The sequence below is a fragment of the Methylobacterium sp. 285MFTsu5.1 genome, from assembly GCF_000383455.1.
In the GTDB taxonomy this organism is placed as follows: Bacteria; Pseudomonadota; Alphaproteobacteria; order Rhizobiales; family Beijerinckiaceae; genus Methylobacterium.
In genome coordinates this window covers 224,602-241,991 of the sequence record NZ_KB911270.1, presented here as the reverse complement: position 1 = coordinate 241,991, position 17,390 = coordinate 224,602, and the positions used below count along the sequence as shown (strand labels likewise).

15 protein-coding genes and 2 tRNA genes are annotated in these 17,390 nt (G+C 68.3%); 11 read left to right on the top strand and 6 right to left on the bottom strand.

The genetic code is table 11. The annotated features are described in order from the left end of the window. Complete coding sequence (locus H288_RS0101190) at positions 1–1,503, bottom strand: multicopper oxidase family protein (protein WP_020090764.1); 1,503 nt, start codon at positions 1,501–1,503, stop codon at positions 1–3. A 148-nt stretch (positions 1,504–1,651) separates the two neighbouring features. Between H288_RS0101190 and H288_RS0101185 the strand changes: the two genes are divergently transcribed. From H288_RS0101185 to H288_RS34990, 10 genes are all read left to right on the top strand, one after another. Next, positions 1,652–1,736: transfer RNA gene (locus H288_RS0101185), tRNA-Leu, on the top strand. Positions 1,737–1,867: 131 nt separating this feature from the next. Then, a complete protein-coding gene (tig, locus tag H288_RS0101180; RefSeq protein WP_020090763.1) occupies positions 1,868–3,289 on the top strand; it encodes a trigger factor in 1,422 nt (473 codons plus the stop codon). Between the two features lie 126 nt (positions 3,290–3,415). Continuing rightward, positions 3,416–4,042 carry an ATP-dependent Clp protease proteolytic subunit gene (locus H288_RS0101175; RefSeq protein WP_012322036.1) on the top strand — a complete coding sequence of 209 codons (627 nt, stop codon included), beginning with the start codon at positions 3,416–3,418 and terminating at the stop codon, positions 4,040–4,042. Between the two features lie 184 nt (positions 4,043–4,226). Next, positions 4,227–5,498 carry an ATP-dependent Clp protease ATP-binding subunit ClpX gene (gene clpX, locus H288_RS0101170; RefSeq protein WP_020090762.1) on the top strand — a complete coding sequence of 424 codons (1,272 nt, stop codon included), beginning with the start codon at positions 4,227–4,229 and terminating at the stop codon, positions 5,496–5,498. A gap of 246 nt (positions 5,499–5,744) precedes the next feature. After that, the gene (gene lon / locus H288_RS0101165) at positions 5,745–8,171 is read left to right on the top strand and encodes an endopeptidase La (protein ID WP_020090761.1); all 2,427 of its coding nucleotides are present in this window, start codon (positions 5,745–5,747) and stop codon (positions 8,169–8,171) included. Positions 8,172–8,254: 83 nt separating this feature from the next. Next, a complete protein-coding gene (locus H288_RS0101160; protein WP_020090760.1) occupies positions 8,255–8,974 on the top strand; it encodes an aspartate/glutamate racemase family protein in 720 nt (239 codons plus the stop codon). A 61-nt stretch (positions 8,975–9,035) separates the two neighbouring features. After that, a tRNA-Val gene (locus H288_RS0101155) sits at positions 9,036–9,111 on the top strand. A gap of 340 nt (positions 9,112–9,451) precedes the next feature. Beyond that, the gene (locus tag H288_RS0101150; RefSeq protein ID WP_020090759.1) at positions 9,452–9,673 is read left to right on the top strand and encodes a hypothetical protein; all 222 of its coding nucleotides are present in this window, start codon (positions 9,452–9,454) and stop codon (positions 9,671–9,673) included. Positions 9,674–9,750: 77 nt separating this feature from the next. Next, positions 9,751–10,059: a hypothetical protein gene (locus tag H288_RS0101145; protein ID WP_128083349.1), complete on the top strand. Its 309-nt coding sequence runs from the start codon at positions 9,751–9,753 to the stop codon at positions 10,057–10,059. 148 nt (positions 10,060–10,207) lie between these two features. After that, positions 10,208–10,453 carry a hypothetical protein gene (locus H288_RS34990; RefSeq protein ID WP_128083348.1) on the top strand — a complete coding sequence of 82 codons (246 nt, stop codon included), beginning with the start codon at positions 10,208–10,210 and terminating at the stop codon, positions 10,451–10,453. A 306-nt stretch (positions 10,454–10,759) separates the two neighbouring features. Here the strand turns inward: H288_RS34990 and H288_RS33705 are convergent, their stop codons facing one another. After that, positions 10,760–11,500: a class I SAM-dependent methyltransferase gene (locus H288_RS33705; protein WP_081636425.1), complete on the bottom strand. Its 741-nt coding sequence runs from the start codon at positions 11,498–11,500 to the stop codon at positions 10,760–10,762. Between the two features lie 670 nt (positions 11,501–12,170). Then, entirely contained in the window at positions 12,171–12,488 is a 318-nt protein-coding gene (locus H288_RS0101135; protein ID WP_020090756.1) for a hypothetical protein, read from the bottom strand. A 364-nt stretch (positions 12,489–12,852) separates the two neighbouring features. On the opposite strand from H288_RS0101135, the gene H288_RS0101130 reads away from it, so the two are divergent. Beyond that, the gene (locus H288_RS0101130; protein ID WP_020090755.1) at positions 12,853–13,815 is read left to right on the top strand and encodes a phytanoyl-CoA dioxygenase family protein; all 963 of its coding nucleotides are present in this window, start codon (positions 12,853–12,855) and stop codon (positions 13,813–13,815) included. A 36-nt stretch (positions 13,816–13,851) separates the two neighbouring features. On the opposite strand, the gene H288_RS0101125 is transcribed toward H288_RS0101130, so the two are convergent. From H288_RS0101125 to H288_RS0101115, 3 genes are all read right to left on the bottom strand, one after another. Continuing rightward, positions 13,852–14,775, bottom strand: a complete 924-nt coding sequence (locus tag H288_RS0101125; RefSeq protein WP_020090754.1) for an alpha/beta hydrolase — start codon at positions 14,773–14,775, stop codon at positions 13,852–13,854. Continuing rightward, entirely contained in the window at positions 14,776–15,789 is a 1,014-nt protein-coding gene (locus tag H288_RS0101120; protein ID WP_020090753.1) for an SDR family oxidoreductase, read from the bottom strand. It lies immediately after the preceding gene. Positions 15,790–15,914: 125 nt separating this feature from the next. Continuing rightward, entirely contained in the window at positions 15,915–17,345 is a 1,431-nt protein-coding gene (locus tag H288_RS0101115) for a mannose-1-phosphate guanylyltransferase/mannose-6-phosphate isomerase (protein ID WP_026604556.1), read from the bottom strand. Between the last annotated feature and the right edge of the window lie 45 nt (positions 17,346–17,390).

The window sequence follows — 17,390 nt, the reverse complement described above, 5'->3', positions numbered from 1 at the left end:
TCAGGTAACCTCGAACATCGTCCAGAGGCCGGTGTCGAACCGCTCCAGCACCGTGGCGCTGATCAGCCAGCGCCCCGGATTGTCCGCCAGGAAGCCGATCCGGGCCGTCCGCCCCTCCAGGAGCTGGAACGTGTCGAGCCAGTAGGGCTCCCAGCCGTCGTCCAGGGGATGAAGCAGGCGGAAGCAGTGGCCGTGCAGGTGCAGGGCCTGCGGGAAGGCGGTCTCGTTGCGCAGGGCCAGCACCACCACCTGCCCGCGCTTCACCGAGAAGATCGGCGCGAGGCCGGCGGTGCCGCTCGCGCCGTTCACCGACCAGATCTTCTGCGGGTCGCCCGTGTAGACCGGATCGGGCGCGGGGCCGTCCTTGGCTCCGTCCTTCACTCCGTCCTTGCCCTTCGGCACGAAGGCGCCGCCGGTGATCACCACGTCGCGGCGCAGGGCGTTCTGGAGCTTGATCTCGGCCGGCAGGCGCTTGTTCTCGCCGATCGGCCCGATCGGGGGCCGCTTCTCGGTGATCCGGGCACCCTTGGTGACGACGCTCGCCAGGACCAGGCCCTTGCCGATCAGCGCGTGGATCTCGCAGGTGGCGCCTTCCTCCTCCGGCAGGTCGACCAGCAGGTCGTAGCGGGTGCCGGGCGGGAAGGGCAGGGTCGCCCGCAGGGGCTCGAACGTGTCGGTGGGCTGGCCGTCGACCGCCGCCACGTAGACCTTCACGCCCTCGAACTTGATGCGCGTTGCCCGGGCGTTGCAGGCATTGCCGAGACGCAGGCGGATTCGGGAGCCGGGCCTCGCCTCGAAGGCGCCCGGCACCGGCTTGCCGTTGACGGTCACGAGATTGCCGAGGCGCCCGTGCGCGGCCGCGAGCGCCGTCTGCCCGAACGGCATGAGGGTGCCGTCGTCCTGGAGCCGCCAGTCCTGCAGGACGACGCTGACGTCGGCGTCGACCGCGGGCGGGTTCGTCTCCTCGACGACCAGCATGCCCGCGAGGCCCCGGCCCGACGGCTCGCTCGCCCCGCCGACGACCAGGGGCCGGATCAGGTAGGAGCCGGCATCCGGCGGCGTGAAAATGTAGAGGAAGTCGCTGCCCGGCGGGATCGGCGCCTGGGTCACGCCGCCGACACCGTCCATGGCGTTGACGTTGCGCACCCCGTGCCAGTGCAGCGACAGCGGCTTGTCGGTCCGGTTCTCGACCTTGAGGCGCAACGCCTGCCCGAGCTTCACCCGGACCACGGGCGGCAGGGCCTTGCCGTCGAAGCACCAGACCGCCGTCTCGGGTGCGGGGTCCGGCCTGAACCGGGCCTTGCCGGGCGCCGCCGGCAGGGCCGCCGGCGCGGGCTCGGGCTGCGGCTGGACGGGCGCGGATGTCCCCGGCGCGGCGGCCGGCGCCTGGGCCCGCGCGGCCTCCGGCGCGAGCCCGAAGGCCGCCGCGGCGGCGAGCAGGGTTCGTCGCGACGGCGTGCCGGCGCGCGAATCGGTCGGCGGCACGGTGCGGGATGGCGGCATGGGATCTCGGCTGCGGCTCGCGACGGACCCGCTCCTTAGCGGCGCGCGGGCTCCCGCGCCACAGGGGCAAGTTTTTTGCTGCGGGCCCGCCGGCCCATGCTATAGGGCGCGCTTCCGGCGGCCGGCGATGCGCCGGATGTCGGCGCGCGCGGGCGTGGCGGAACTGGTAGACGCGCTGGATTTAGGTTCCAGTGTCGCAAGACGTGGGGGTTCGAGCCCCTCCGCCCGCACCAGGACCTCTGCTGAGGTTGCGGTCCCCTCGGGACCCTCCGCCCCGTACCCGACATCTCGGCATCCCGGTCCGCGCGAGCACGACGCCGGCCCGGCCGGCGAACCCAGGTTTCTTTGAAGAGCGACGACGACGATGCAGGTGACCGAGATCAACGCCCAGGGGCTGAAGCGCGAGTTTCAGGTTCTGCTGGCCGCCCAGGAACTCGAGGAGCGCCTGACCAACGAGCTGTCCGGCATGAAGGACAAGGTGCAGCTCAAGGGCTTCCGTCCCGGCAAGGTGCCGGTCGCGCACCTGCGCAAGGTCTACGGCCGCTCCGTGATGGCCGAGGTGGTGCAGAACGCCGTCAACGAGGCGAACCGCCAGATCGTCACCGATAACGGCCTCAAGCTCGCCCTGGAGCCGCAGGTCGAGTTCCCGACCGACCAGGCCGAGGTCGAGAAGGCGCTCGACGCCAAGGGCGACCTCGCCTTCAAGGTCGCCCTCGAGGTGATGCCGAGCTTCGAGCTCGCCGACCTCTCCGACGTCAGCCTGACCAAGCTCGTGGCCAAGCCCGCCGACGCCGAGGTCGACGAGGCCCTGGAGCGCATGGCCGGCCAGAGCCGTCCGTTCACCGAGCGCGAGGAGGGCGCCGAGGCCCAGAGCGGCGACCGCGTCACCATCGACTTCGTCGGCCGCATCGACGGCGAGGAGTTCCAGGGCGGCAAGGGCGAGGGCATCGACCTGGAGCTCGGCTCCGGCTCGTTCATCCCGGGCTTCGAGGAGCAGCTCGTCGGCGCCAAGGTCGGCGACAAGCGCCTCGTGAAGGTCACCTTCCCGGCCGAGTACGGGGCCGAGCACCTCGCCGGCAAGGACGCCGAGTTCGACGTGACCGTCACGAAGATCCAGGCGGCGGGCGAGGCGAAGATCGACGACGAGCTCGCCAAGTCCATGGGCATGGAGTCGCTGGAGAAGCTCCGCGAGGCCGTTTCCGAGGCGATCGGCCGGGATTTCGAGGCCGCCTCGCGCCGCCGGCTCAAGAAGGAGCTCCTCGACGCGCTGGACGGCAAGTACGCCTTCGAGCTGCCCCCGTCGCTGGTGGCCCAGGAATTCGCCGCCGTCTGGGCCCAGGTCGAGCAGGACCTCAAGACCCGCGGCAAGACCTTCGAGGACGAGGACACCACCGAGGAGAAGGCCCAGGCCGAGTACCGGAAGATCGCGGAACGGCGCGTCCGTCTCGGTCTCGTGCTTGCGCAGGTCGGCGAGAGCGCCGATATCAAGGTCTCGGACGAGGAGGTGAACCAGGCCCTCATCGCCCGGGTCCGGCAGTTCCCGGGCCAGGAGCAGCAGGTCTGGGACTTCTACCGGAAGAATGCGCAGGCGCTCGCGGAACTCCGCGCGCCCTTGTTCGAGGAGAAGGTCGTCGACCACGTCCTCGGGCAGGTCAAGCTCGTCGAGGAGCCCGTCTCGAAAGAGGCGCTTTTCGCGGACGAAGATGACGACGACACGACCGGCGGCAAGCCGGCAGACAAGGCCGAGGCCAAGGGCGAGTCCAAGACCGAAGCCAAGGCCGACTGAGTCCCGCTCTGTCCCAGGACGGCGGGCAAGGGTTAGGCGATGGTTAAGCATCGCCGGTGTTCGCTGACATGCCCGGGGCTGCCCTGATTCGCGGCAGCCCCGGGCCTCACTCCGGGGCAGGATGAGATGAGAGATCCGATCGACGTCTACAACAACGCGCTCGTGCCGATGGTCGTCGAGCAGTCGAGCCGCGGCGAGCGCGCCTTCGACATCTACTCCCGCCTGCTCCGCGAGCGCATCATCTTCCTCACCGGCCCCGTGGAGGATTACGGCGCGTCGCTGATCGTGGCGCAGCTGCTCTTCCTCGAGGCGGAGAACCCGAAGAAGGAAATCTCCTTCTACATCAACTCCCCCGGCGGCGTGGTTACCTCGGGCCTGTCGATCTACGACACGATGCAGTTCATCCGCTGCCCGGTGACGACCCTCTGCGTCGGCCAGGCCGCCTCGATGGGCTCCCTGCTGCTCACCGCCGGCGAGCCGGGCCACCGCTTCGCCCTGCCGAACGCCCGGATCATGGTCCACCAGCCGTCCGGCGGCTTCCAGGGTCAGGCGACCGACATCCTGATCCACGCCCGCGAGATCGAGGCGCTGAAGCGGCGCCTGAACGAGATCTACGTGAAGCACACCGGCCGCGACTACGACACGATCCACACGGCGCTGGAGCGCGACAACTTCATGACCGCCGACGCGGCCAAGGAGTTCGGGCTCATCGACGAGGTGATCGAGAAGCGTCCCGAGCCGGCGGCCGCCTGACCGGCCCGCGTCGCCTGACCGCCGCGGCGCGGCCTTGATCCCGCCGCGGCAGCGTGTTTGCATCGAGGTTCGGGCCCTTCGGTCAAAGGCGCGCAGCACACTGTTTCTTTAAACGGGCCCCCTACATTCATGCGATGCGCGTCCGCCCCTTGCCGGCGGCGGACGCGAGGAATCGGAGACCGATATGAGCAAGACTGGCGGCAACGACTCGAAGAGCACGCTGTATTGCTCGTTCTGCGGCAAGAGCCAGCACGAGGTCCGCAAGCTGATCGCCGGCCCCACGGTGTTCATCTGCGACGAGTGCGTCGAGCTGTGCATGGACATCATCCGCGAGGAGTCGAAATCCTCGCTGGTGAAGAGCCGCGACGGCGTGCCGACGCCCAAGGAGATCCGCCGCGTCCTCGACGACTACGTCATCGGCCAGGACTTCGCCAAGAAGGTCCTCTCGGTCGCGGTGCACAACCACTACAAGCGGCTCGCCCACGCGACGAAGCACAACGACGTCGAGCTGGCCAAGTCCAACATCATGCTGATCGGGCCGACCGGCTCGGGCAAGACCCTGCTCGCGCAGACGCTGGCCCGGATCCTCGACGTGCCGTTCACCATGGCGGACGCCACGACGCTGACCGAGGCCGGCTACGTCGGTGAGGACGTCGAGAACATCATCCTCAAGCTGCTCCAGGCCTCGGACTACAACGTCGAGCGGGCCCAGCGCGGCATCGTCTACATCGACGAGATCGACAAGATCTCCCGGAAGTCCGACAACCCGTCGATCACCCGCGACGTGTCGGGCGAGGGCGTGCAGCAGGCGCTCCTGAAGATCATGGAGGGCACGGTCGCCTCCGTCCCGCCCCAGGGCGGAAGGAAGCACCCGCAGCAGGAATTCCTGCAGGTCGACACCACCAACATCCTGTTCATCTGCGGCGGCGCCTTCGCGGGGCTGGAGCGGATCATCTCCCAGCGCGGCAAGGGCACCTCGATCGGCTTCGGCGCGACCGTGCAGGCCCCGGACGACCGCCGCACCGGCGAGATCTTCCGCTCGGTCGAGCCGGAGGACCTGCTGAAGTTCGGCCTCATCCCCGAGTTCGTCGGCCGTCTGCCGGTCCTGGCGACCCTGGAGGACCTCGACGAGGCCGCGCTGAAGAAGATCCTGCAGGAGCCGAAGAACGCCCTGGTCAAGCAGTACCAGCGGCTGTTCGAGATGGAGAACGTCGACCTGACGTTCCAGGACGAGGCGCTGTCGCTCGTCGCTCGCAAGGCGATCGAGCGCAAGACCGGCGCCCGCGGCCTGCGCTCCATCCTGGAGACGATCCTGCTCGACACGATGTACGACTTGCCGGGCCTCGAGTCCGTGGAGCAGGTGGTCATCGGTCCGGAGGTGGTGGAGGGCAAGTCGCGCCCCCTCTACATCCACGGCGACCGCAACAAGGACACGCCCGCGAGCGTCAGCGCGTAGGCACTCGGCAGGGTTGCATCAGGCGCCCGGCCCAGGCCGGGCGCGCTGCGGGGATCGCCTTGAAAACGCGCTTCCTCGCAGCCACCTCAGGCTCAGCGCGGTGGCCGCACGCTCCTTCGAGGTCCGGTCCGCGTCGCCAGCCGCAAAGTTAGCGAAATCCGACCCTCGCGGCCCGGTCGGCACCCGGCTGTAGGCGCGCTCCGTGCATGGGGGCGCCGAACCCGGGCGTCCCTGAGAGGAAGTCACATGTCACAGTCGAAATCGCGCCAGCCGGTGGTCCCGGGTTCGACGGGCACCTACGCCGTCCTCCCCCTGCGCGACATCGTCGTCTTCCCGCACATGATCGTGCCCCTGTTCGTGGGCCGCGAGAAGTCGATCCGCGCCCTCGAGGAGGCCGTCCGCACCGACCGCCACATCCTGCTCGCCACCCAGATCAACGCGGGCGACGACGACCCGGCGACCGACGCCATCTACAAGATCGGCACGCTCGCCTCGGTGCTCCAGTTGCTGAAGCTGCCCGACGGCACCGTGAAGGTGCTGGTCGAGGGTGTCGGCCGCGCCAAGGTCGTCGACTTCACCCGCTCGGACGAGTTCTACGAGGCGACCGCCGAGGCGCTCCACGACGAGCTCGGCGACCGCGTCGAGGCCGAGGCGCTCGCGCGCTCCGTGCTCTCGGAGTTCGAGAACTACGTCAAGCTGAACAAGAAGATCTCGCCCGAGGTCGTCTCCGCCGTGACCCAGATCGACGAGCCGTCCAAGCTCGCCGACACGATCGGCTCGCACCTGCTCGTCAAGATCTCCGACAAGCAGGGCATCCTGGAGACCCCCACGGTGGCGCAGCGCCTCGAGCGCGTGCTGTCGCTGATGGAGAGCGAGATCTCCGTGCTGCAGGTGGAGAAGCGCATCCGGACCCGCGTCAAGCGGCAGATGGAGAAGACCCAGCGCGAGTACTACCTGAACGAGCAGATGAAGGCGATCCAGAAGGAGCTGGGCGACTCCGAGGATGGCCGCGACGAGCTGGCCGAACTGGAAGAGAAGATCGAGAAGACCAAGCTCTCCAAGGAGGCCCGCGACAAGGCCACCGCCGAGCTGAAGAAGCTGCGGCAGATGTCGCCGATGTCGGCCGAGGCGACCGTCGTGCGCAACTACCTCGACTGGATGCTCGGCATCCCGTGGAGCAAGCGCTCGAAGATCAAGAAGGACCTGCTGGGCGCCCAGGCGCTGCTCGACGAGGATCATTTCGGCCTCGACAAGGTCAAGGAGCGGATCGTCGAGTACCTCGCGGTGCAGCAGCGCGCGAACAAGCTCACCGGCCCGATCCTGTGCCTCGTCGGTCCTCCCGGCGTCGGCAAGACCTCGCTCGGCAAGTCCATCGCCAAGGCGACGGGTCGCGAGTTCGTCCGGATGTCGCTCGGCGGTGTGCGCGACGAGGCCGAGATCCGCGGTCACCGCCGGACCTATATCGGCTCGATGCCCGGCAAGATCGTGCAGTCGATGCGCAAGGCCAAGACCTCGAACCCGCTCATCCTGCTCGACGAGATCGACAAGATGGGCATGGACTTCCGCGGCGATCCGTCGGCGGCGCTCCTCGAGGTTCTCGACCCTGAGCAGAACAGCACCTTCAATGACCACTACCTGGAGGTGGATTACGACCTCTCGAACGTGATGTTCGTGACCACGGCCAACACCCTCAACATCCCGGGCCCGCTCATGGACCGGATGGAGGTGATCCGCATCGCCGGATACACCGAGGAGGAGAAGGTCGAGATCGCGCGCAAGCACCTGATCCCGAACGCCCTGAAGAAGCACGGCCTCGGGACGCACGAGTGGTCGATCGACGACGATGGCTTGATGATGCTGGTCCGCCGCTACACGCGGGAGGCGGGCGTCCGCAACCTGGAGCGCGAGCTGTCCAACCTGATCCGCAAGGCGGTGAAGGAGATCCTGATCACCAAGACCAAGTCGGTCGCGGTGACCCCGGACACCCTTCCGGTCTTCCTCGGCCCGCCGAAGTTCCGCTACGGCGAGATCGACGCGGACGATCAGGTCGGCGTGGTGACGGGTCTGGCCTGGACCGAGGTCGGCGGCGAATTGCTGACGATCGAGGGCGTCATGATGCCCGGCAAGGGCAAGATGACGGTCACCGGCAACTTGAAGGACGTGATGAAGGAGTCGATCTCGGCGGCGGCGAGCTACGTCCGCTCGCGGGCGATCGATTTCGGGATCGAGCCGCCGCTGTTCGACCGGCGCGACATCCACGTTCACGTTCCGGAGGGGGCGACCCCGAAGGACGGTCCGTCGGCCGGCATCGCCATGGCCACCGCGATCATCTCGACGCTGACCGGGATTCCGGTCCGCCGCGAGGTCGCGATGACCGGCGAGGTGACGCTCCGCGGCCGGGTCCTGCCGATCGGCGGCCTGAAGGAGAAACTGCTCGCCGCGCTGCGCGGCGGCATCAAGACGGTGCTGATCCCCGAGGAGAACGCCAAGGACATCGCCGAGGTGCCCGACAGCGTGAAGAACGGGCTGGAGATCGTGCCTGTGTCGCGGATGGATCAGGTGCTGGAGAAGGCGCTGGTCCGTCAGCCCGAGGCGATCGAGTGGGAGGAGCCGCTCCCGGTGGCGAAGCCCGCCCGGACCGAAGAGGACGGCGCTGCCTTCGTGGCGCACTGAGCCGCCCGATCGATTGAGACGAGCCCCCGGTGCCCCGAGCCCCGGGGGCTTTTTCATGCGCGAACGCGAGCGCGGAGGCCCGGATGCGCATCCTGCTGATCAACCCGAACACGAGTGCGCACGTCACCGATCTCGTCGCCGGCCATGTCCGCACCCAGCTCGGCGGCCGTGCGGAGCTGCGCGCCGTCACCGGCCGGTTCGGAGCCCGCTACATCGCGAGCCGGGCGGCGGCGGCGATCGCCGGCCACGCGGCCCTCGACGCTCTCGCGGAGCACGGCGCCGGCTGCGATGCGGTCTACCTAGCCTGCTTCGGTGATCCGGGCCTCCTCGCCCTGCGTGAGCTGTCGCGGGTACCGGTCATCGGCATGGCGGAAGCGGCCTGCCGCGAGGCCGCTGCGTCCGGTCGCTTCGGGATCGTCACCGGGGGCGCGGCCTGGGAGCCGATGCTGCGGGAGTTCGTGGCGGCCCTCAACCTCGCCGACGCCCTCGCGGCCCTCCGCACGGTGGCTCCGAGCGGCGGCACCATCGCCCGTGACCCGGACGCGGCCCTGGAGATCCTCGCCCAAGCCTGCCGCGCCTGCGCGGGGGCCGGCGCCGAGTCGGTCATCCTGGGCGGTGCCGGTCTGGCCGGGCTCGCCGCGCGGATCGCTCCCCAGGTTCCCGTTCCGGTGATCTGCTCGGTCGAGGCGGGGACCCGCGCGGTTCTGGCCGCGGGCGCATTCGGGCAGGCCCCGTCGAGGCCTGACCCTGTCGAGAGCATCGGCCTGACACCCGCGCTGGCGACGCGGCTCATCGACCCCTGATAAGGATCCGGGGTGCGGACCCTTGCACCGGACCGGGACCATGCCGTAACGGTCGCCAGCCGGGCGGTTAGCTCAGTTGGTAGAGCGTCTCCTTTACACGGAGAGGGTCGGGGGTTCGAGTCCCTCACCGCCCACCAAGATTGTTTCTCGTTTTCCATTGTTTGCTGATGTGAGGCCGGCAAATTCCGGCCTCAACAACCGTTCTGACGGCGCCTTACGGCACCGTGTTCCGGCTAGGCCGCGGCCCACAGGAGAGGACTGGTGAAGCCGCGGTCGACGGCTCGAGCGCCTCGGTCATCTTCTGGCCGTCGCGCTTGCGCTGCTGCGCCTAGGACACGCCGAGCCGAACCGAGCTGGTGCGCCTCAAGGGCGAGATGAAGGCGCTGGAAAAGGTCTCCGTCCAGAAGACATGCGGGATTAGTTCGAGCGGCAGGCTGCCCGCTGACCGGCTTGGCGGGGCGTGCTAACCTAAGCCGCATGCCCCGCTGGCTCCAATTCGCCCTCGGCCTCGTCACGCTGATCGCGCTCGCCGCGGGCATCGTGCGTACGCTCGTGCGTCACATGCCGGGCGCGGTCGCATCGTGGCTCGGGCCGTGGGCTTACGAGGCGTTGATCCTGCTGCTGGCCGTCAGCGTCGTGGCGATCATCGTGCGGGCCGCCCAGGGCTATCGCTCTCCTCGATCTGATAAGGTGCGGTAATGCTCCGCCGGCTCGCGATCCTCCTCCCTTTGCTCGTCTCCACGGTCGCGCACGCTGCGGGCCCCGGAGCCAGGGCGGTGGGCACCTTCGAGCACCAGGAGGACGGCTACGAGCAGGGCGTCGAGGTGAAGGCCGCGGGCGCAGCCGGCTTCACGGCCCAGTTCTCAACGGGAACCAAGGGCTGCGGCGGTGAGGTGACGATGAAAGGGCGGCCGACCGGACCCGACACGGTCGTCTTCAGCAAAACCAACGGTGGGCAAACCTGCCGGATCACCGCCCGCTACGCTTCGGATTTCCGGTCCGTCGTCCTGGAAGAACAGGGCTGCACGATGTGGCACGGCGCCTCGTGTGAGTTCCAAGGGACGTTGAAGCGAACGGGACGCTAGCTGCCCCGCTACGAGGCGGCGCGCCTGTGGAGGCACCGATAAATCTGACGAGGGCGAATATCAGTACTAGGACACAATTACAGAGTGGGCCTGTTGCAAAAGCAGGAGGATCTACGGATGCTTCGCCCTGATTCGAGGGCGGGCTCACGTGTCGATGGCGTTCAATCAGATTTTATTTTCGATTTTTGTGTATCTAGGTGCCGCTATTTGCGGGGCAGTGGTGGGTGGAATACTGGGTTTTCTCGTCGGTGCTTGGTATGTTGACATCATGAAGGTAACTCAGCGAGAAGGCACGGCCGGCTATATGGTCGTTTTGCTTTTCACGCCAATCGGGGCGTCCTTGGGAGCCGTTGCTGCCCTCATCGCGCTGATCATTCGCCGTCACTATTATTGATGAGTTCAATCAGGCATTGTCGGGCGCCAACTCGACCTGGCTGAACTGCCGCGCGCACTGCGCCACACCTTCGCGACGGGGGGCATGAGGGCGGGCGTGCCGTTCGGCAAGGTTGCTCGAGCACTCGGCACCAACGAGCAGGACGTGGAGCAGGTTTATGGCCACCACCTCCCGGAGCATCTGCGCGGCGTTGTGGAGACCGTGTCTCGGGGTGGTCGGGCGGAAGGCAGACAGGAACTCCATCGAAAAGCGACACAGAATCATGCACATAAGTGCAGAATAACAATCTTGATTACGGCTTAAATATTACTTTGGCCGCGCTTTTATCACATGTTGAACTGAAAAAAGGGCGGGCGCGATCCTGCAGAGCTGGCCGAGCACAAAACTCTTCTGATCTTGAGGGAGAAAGCGAAAGGGCGTGTAGCGGTATACGCCCATCCAGCCACCCGCGGCACCGCGAATATCTTCAACTTCATATCCCGCCGCCTCGAACAAACGACGTACACTCCTGCGCGTGAACCATCGGAGATGTGTGGCATCCATTATCCCGGTCGGCTTGTAGTTAAAATTTCCGAATAATAATTGCGCTCTTACGGTCCAATGCGCAACATTTGGAATAGAGGCCAGCACGCGACCATCTGGCGCCAGCGAATTTTTTACTTCTCTCAACATTTCTGCTGGGTCTACAAGATGCTCTAAAACGTCTGCAAATAAGATGTAGTCAAATTTCTCGTTTCTCTGTGCGAAAGTTTGATCATAAACACCAGTGATGACATTTAATCCTTCTGTGCGCGCTTGCTCGGCTCTCTCGGGATGAGGCTCAACGCCAACTACATCAAGAGAGAGAGCGTCTCTCAGTGTGGATGTGATCGTCCCTGTTCCGCATCCAACATCTAATAGCTTTTTGTTTTTTTTCATAAACGAAATCAATAATCCCGTGCTTTCGTATCGATTATTGTTTCTGCTGTTATACCTCAGAGAAGAAACATTCTGTTTGCTGAGTCCGGCGACGGCCTCTCGAGTATGTGTCATGTTCGGAAGCTCCATTCTGTCGCCTGCGTTGTTATAGGCATTTTCGGAATCGGCTTAGGGCCGATCCGTCAGCAGATTTTGATGCTCAAAAATATGGAAAAATCAGCATTCATGAGTGACAAATAAACAAACAACAGTCAAGAAGTCAGAGGTCCGCCAATAGGGTTTTTCAATCGTCCATAGGTCTATACGAGAGCTTGCCGACAAGCTGGCCGAGATCCGCGCCGGGGTCGCGCAGTTGGAACGGACTGCGGCGATCGCGACGTGCCGGGAGGTCGGGTGCGATATACGGCGCGCCGGCGGGCGCAATGTGGCCGGCGGCGTCAGGTGCTGTTCCGCGCTCGACAGCGTCTGTACCCGGTGCGGCGATAGAGACGATGGCGACAAGGCCGAAGCAGTCGAGCGACAAGCCGGGTGCGACGACCGCGTGACCAATTACGGGCCGACATGGGTGCGCTGTAGAACACGGGGAGCATCCGACGAACCGGCCCGGAACAGGTCTCCGGACATTTTCCGGAAACGAAGGCCCGACGGGCCTCCAGATGGCCCGCTACGTTTTTTTTCCTGTGCCGTCGCTCTACGGCCTGGGAATGCCAATCCTTCCACGGAGAGGGTCAGGAGTTCGAGTCCCTCACCGCCCGCCGGCGCTCCGGCGCCCGCCTCCGTCGACGGTGAGGGCGGGCGGCTACCGGTAGCCGCCGTTCGGCAGCCGTCCGTGATACGGCGTGTTGCGGCAATGGCCCCACGGTCCGCGCCAGTAGCCGGGCGGGCAGCCGTTCCCCGCTCGCACCTGATACCAGCCGCCGGGCAGCGGACCGACATAGGGCGTGCTGCGGCAGTGGCCCCAGGGGCCGCGCCAGGCGCCCGGCCCACATCCCCCCGCCACGAGCGTGATCGGCGCCGCGAGGCCCGGATCGGCCACGACCGGCATCGCCTGCGCGGCCGAGACCGGCAGCGCCGCCAGGGCTACGGCCGCGGCAGCTTGCGTTAAGATATTCATCATCACTCTCCGGGAAATCGGTCCGTATTGATCGCCCCGATCTTTCACAGAACTCATCAATACCCCCCGCAGATGCATTAAATATCGGCCATGAAAGAAAATGGTTCCGGAAATGCGATCAATCCGATGCATTGGCGCGGCGCTTCCGCGCCGGCATCGCCGGTCAGCGGGAGCGCCGCTGGCGACCGGCAGCCGCGTCCGGCCCCGGAAAGAGCTGCAACCGGAAATCTCAACCGGAGGTGGTTCATGATGAAGCTGAAGGCAAATGCCTGAGGCCGTGACGCTCAGTCATACCTAAGAATCGGTACTGTAAGCCTCGGAATAGACGTGGGCATCTTCGCGGAATCACTTCGAAGCGGAGAGTGCGATGCCAGTCACGATTCCGGATCGCCTGGGGCTCGGCGTCGCCGATGCCGGGAACGGCCTCTCCGCCCGCGCGGCCGAGGCACGGTCGCGGCTCGTCCGCTGGATCGTGGGTAATCGCGCGCAGGCGCGCGTCCCGACGCGGATCCTGACCGACGACGAGATCGCCGCGTTCCGGCGCAACGGGTTCGTCACCGTCCCGGCGATCACTACCGCCGAGGAGCTCGACACCCTGCGCGGCGCCTATGACCGTCTGTTCGAGGAGGCGCGCGGCTGGAAGGACGGGAGCCTGTTCGACCTCGTCGACGTCGACCGCGGCGCCAGCGAGGCGCGCTCGCCCCAGCTACTCAACCCGTCCCGCTTCGAGCCGCTCCTCCGGGACATCCTGTTCCGGGCCAACGCCCAGGCCATGTCGCGCCAGCTCCTGGGGAACCGCGCGGCCCTCGTCTTCGAGCACGCGATCCGCAAGCCGCCGAAGATCGGCGCCGCCACCGCGTGGCACCAGGACGAGGCGTTCTACGCCGCCTACACGAATTACCGGGCGATCACGGTCTGGATGCCCCTGCAGGACGTCTCGCCGGAGAACGGCTGCATGCTCTACGTCCCGGGCAGCCACCGTGAGCCGCTCCTCCCCCATCGCAGCATCGGCGGCGACCCGCGGATCCACGGGCTCGAGGCCCTCGGCGTTCCGGTGGAGCGCGCGGTCCCGTGTCCGCTCCCGGCGGGCGGCGCCACCTTCCACGATTGCCGGACCCTGCACTGCGCCGGGCCGAATCTCAGCGCCGGACCGCGGCGCGCCTACGCCCTCGGCTTCGGGGTCCGCGCGCCGGAGCACACGCTCCGCCACGAGCATCCCTGGAACGCCGAGAAGCGCACGCTGCGGCAGGAGCGCGAGCGGCAGGCCCGCGGCGGGCTGGCCCGGTTGAAGGCGGGCGCCAAACAGCAGATCAAGGCGCTCATCCGCTGAGGGAGGCCCCGCCCGCGGGGCTCGTGACCGGGTCCGTCAGGCCTCCGACCGCACCGCCAGGGCCGCGCGCACGACCGCGTCGGTCTGCAGGTGGTGCAGCATGTGGCCGGCCCCCGGAAGGGACTCGAATCGCGCCCCGGGGATCAGGCCGGCCGCGCGCCGGCCGTGCAACTCGGTGTTCACCACCAGGTCGGCGCTGCCGCCCAGGATACGGGTGGGCCGGCGCAGGGACCGGTAGCCGAGGACGCTACGCGCGAGCCCCGGCCAGAGCCAGCCCGCATCCTCGCCCTCGGCGGTGATCTGCGCCGGGCGACCCGCGAGGGCGAAGGGGAAGTCCCGCGCGAAGCGCGCCGGCATCGCCTCGGGGAAGAACATCGCGTTCCACAGGAGCGGGAGCAGCGCCCGGTCGCTGCTGGCGCCCAGGAACGCCGACAGCGCGTCGCCGCCGAAGGGCAGCGCCCGCGGCCCGAACAGCACCTGCTCCAGCCGCGGCTCGGGGAAGCAGATCGGCGCCAGGGCGACGATGCCGGCCACCTCGTTCGGATGGAGCATGCCGTAGGCGAGGGCGACGGCGCCCCCGAACGAGTGGCCCAGGATGACCGGGCGCTCCAGGCCGAGGCGCCGCACCGCCTCCCGGATGGACGCCGCCTGATCCCAGATGTCGGCGCCGCCGCCGCGCGGCCGGCGGCTGAAGCCGTGGCCCGGGCGGTCGACGGCGACCACGCGGAAATGCTCGGCCAGAGCCGGCACGGGCCCGAGCCAGACGTCCTCCAGGCACATCAGCGTGCCGTGGATCGCCACGAGGTCCGACCCGGCGCCGGTCTCCGCGTAGGCGATCGTCCGGTCGTCGGCCAGGGACACGATCCGGCGCGGCACGATCCGGGGATCGGCCTCGGTGCCGGTCCCGGCCTCCCGCGCCGGTCGGGCGGGGCCGGGCAGGGTCTCCGTCGCGACAGCCATTTACAGGCGCCGCCGGCGCCCGGACGAGGTGCCGAGCACCGCGAAGGCCGTGGCCGCGCCGACGCCGAGGAGGCCGGCCGCCGCCGCGAGGGGGTGCAGGGTCGCGCGGGTATAGGCGCTGGTCCGCATGACCGGGACGGACGGGTCGCCCCGCGTCTCGCCCGCCGAGACCGGCGAGTGCAGCGCGCCGTCCGGGTTGCGGGGCGCGCTCCGGCGCTTCTGGAGCGCGATGATGGCCGGGCCGAGATAGTCGTAGGCGCCGGGCGCGAATTCCTTGCCGGCCACGAAGGCCTTGCCGGCCCCGCCCACGAAGATGTCGCGCTGCGGGTGGACGGCCGCGTGCAGGATGGCGTTCGCCACCTCCTCCGGCGGGTAGATCGGCGGCGGCAGGCTCGGCTCGCGGTCCATGTAGTTGCGCGCCCGCTGGGGCAGGGGGGTGTCGATCGAGGCGGGCTTGATCAGCGTCACCGAGATCGGTGCGTTCTCGTCCATCAGCTCCATGCGCAGGGCGTCGGTGAAGCCCTTCACGGCGTGTTTCGAGGCCGCGTACATGCCCTGGAACGGGAAGGCGAGGTCGGAGGCGATGCTGCCGACGTTGATGAGGGCGCCGCCGTGTTGGCGCAGGTGCTCGGTCGCCACGAGGGAGCCGTAGACGGTCCCCCAGAAATTCGTCTGGATCAGGCGCTCGTGGTCGGCGTCGCTGATCTCGCGCAGCCGGCCGTAGATCGAGCCGCCGGCCACGTTCACCCAGGTGTCGAAGCCGCCGAAGGTCGCCTCGGCCCGGTCGGCGACCGCCTGCACGTCGGCCCGCCGGCCGACATCGGCGACGACGTCGATCGCCTTGCCGCCGACGCCCTCGATCTCGGCGCGGATGCGCGCCAGGGCGTCGCCGCTGCGCGCCGCCAGCACCACCCGGGCGCCGCGCTCGGCCGCCATCCGGGCCGTTGCGAGACCGATGCCCGACGAGGCGCCGGTGATCACGATGACCTGCTCGCGGAGCGGCTTGTGCTTCATGCGGTATCCCCAGCGCTGCGGCGCGGCCGCACGGGAGCGGCCACACGCTAGGCTATCGATCGGGGTGGCCGCATGTTCCGGGCGCGCCTGCGGGTGATCGGGTCGCAGGCTGCCCGGCCGGGCGCTCAGCGCCCGTAGATATCCTCGACGCGGATGATGTCGTCCTCGCCGGTGTAGGAGCCGACCTGGACCTCGATCAGCTCCAGCGGGATCTTGCCCGGGTTGGCCAGCCGGTGCATCGAGCCGATCGGCAGGTAGACCGCCTCGTTCTCGTGGACCAGCACCACCCGCTCGTCGATCGTGACCTCGGCGGTGCCGCGCACCACCACCCAGTGCTCCGCCCGGTGGTAGTGCTTCTGCAGCGACAGCCGCCCGCCCGGCACCACCTGGATCCGCTTCACCTGGAAGCGCTCGCCGAGGTCGATGCGCTGGTACCAGCCCCAGGGCCGATACATCCGCAGGTGCGCGTCCGCCTCCGGGGCGCCCTGCGCCCGCAGGGCGCCGACCAGCTCCTTCACCTTGCCCGAATGCGCCTTGGAGGCCACCAGCACCGCGTCGGGGGTCGAGACCACCACGACGTCCTCCAGGCCCACCACCGCGGTCAGGCCCTCGCCCTGGCTGTGCACGAGGCTGTTCTTCGTGCCGATCAGCGACACCCGGCCGCGCACGGCGTTGCCGGCCTCGTCGTGGTCCAGCACCTGCCAGACCGCGTCCCAGGTGCCGACATCCGACCACGCGAACGACACCGGCAGCACGCCGGCCCGGGCGGTCCGCTCCATCACCGCGTAGTCGATCGAGATCTTGGGCGCCTGGGCGAAGGCCGCCGCGTCGAGGCGCACGAAGTCGAGGTCGGTCACCGCCGCCTCCAGGGCCGCGCGCGCGGCCGCCAGCACCTCGGGGACGAACGCCTCCAGCTCGGCCAGCATCAGGTCGGCGCGGAACAGGAAGTAGCCCGAGTTCCACAGGGCGCCGTCGGTGATCAGCGCCTCGGCGCCGGCCCGGTCGGGCTTCTCGACGAAGCGGGCGACGCGGGCCGCGCCCGGGGCCTCGGCGATCGGCTCGCCGCGGCGGATGTAGCCGTAATCGGTGGCCGGCCGGTCGGGCTCGATGCCGAGCGTCATCGTGTAGCCGGCCTGGGCGCCGGCGGCCGCGCGCCGCACGGCGTCGACGAAGGCCGCCGTGTCGGGCACGACGTGGTCGGCGGCCATGATCAGCACTACGGCCTGCGGGTCGCTGGCGGCGGCGTGCAGCGCCGCCACCGCCACGGCGGCGGCGGAGTCGCGGCCCTGCGGCTCGAGCAGGATGTCGGCGGAGAGACCGAGCTGGTCGCGCTGCTCGGCGACGATGAAGCGGGCCTCGGCCGAGGCGATGACGGTGGGCGTGGCGAAGACCGTGGCGTCCGACACCCGCGCCAGCGTCGCCTGGAAGGTCGAGCGCTCGGCGTCGACCAGCCGGGCGAACTGCTTGGGCATGCTCTCCCGCGAGGCCGGCCACAGCCGCGTCCCCGTCCCCCCGCACAGGATCATCGGGTGGATCTGGATCGAAGGTCGGGACATGGTGACGTCTCCCGAGAGGGCTCGGCGGGGTCGGCGCGGCCGAGC

What these genes read in the sequence shown, in the direction of transcription:
- H288_RS0101160 (WP_020090760.1), top strand. Translation starts at nt 8,255, where the DNA reads ATGCGCATCCTGCTGATCAACCCGAACACGAGTGCGCACGTCACCGAT.
- H288_RS0101175 (WP_012322036.1), top strand. Translation starts at nt 3,416, where the DNA reads ATGAGAGATCCGATCGACGTCTACAACAACGCGCTCGTGCCGATGGTC.
- H288_RS0101190 (WP_020090764.1), bottom strand. Translation starts at nt 1,503, where the DNA reads ATGCCGCCATCCCGCACCGTGCCGCCGACCGATTCGCGCGCCGGCACG.
- clpX (WP_020090762.1), top strand. Translation starts at nt 4,227, where the DNA reads ATGAGCAAGACTGGCGGCAACGACTCGAAGAGCACGCTGTATTGCTCG.
- H288_RS0101120 (WP_020090753.1), bottom strand. Translation starts at nt 15,789, where the DNA reads ATGAAGCACAAGCCGCTCCGCGAGCAGGTCATCGTGATCACCGGCGCC.
- lon (WP_020090761.1), top strand. Translation starts at nt 5,745, where the DNA reads ATGTCACAGTCGAAATCGCGCCAGCCGGTGGTCCCGGGTTCGACGGGC.
- tig (WP_020090763.1), top strand. Translation starts at nt 1,868, where the DNA reads ATGCAGGTGACCGAGATCAACGCCCAGGGGCTGAAGCGCGAGTTTCAG.
- H288_RS0101130 (WP_020090755.1), top strand. Translation starts at nt 12,853, where the DNA reads ATGCCAGTCACGATTCCGGATCGCCTGGGGCTCGGCGTCGCCGATGCC.
- H288_RS0101135 (WP_020090756.1), bottom strand. Translation starts at nt 12,488, where the DNA reads ATGATGAATATCTTAACGCAAGCTGCCGCGGCCGTAGCCCTGGCGGCG.
- H288_RS33705 (WP_081636425.1), bottom strand. Translation starts at nt 11,500, where the DNA reads ATGGAGCTTCCGAACATGACACATACTCGAGAGGCCGTCGCCGGACTC.
- H288_RS0101150 (WP_020090759.1), top strand. Translation starts at nt 9,452, where the DNA reads ATGCCCCGCTGGCTCCAATTCGCCCTCGGCCTCGTCACGCTGATCGCG.
- H288_RS0101115 (WP_026604556.1), bottom strand. Translation starts at nt 17,345, where the DNA reads ATGTCCCGACCTTCGATCCAGATCCACCCGATGATCCTGTGCGGGGGG.
- H288_RS0101125 (WP_020090754.1), bottom strand. Translation starts at nt 14,775, where the DNA reads ATGGCTGTCGCGACGGAGACCCTGCCCGGCCCCGCCCGACCGGCGCGG.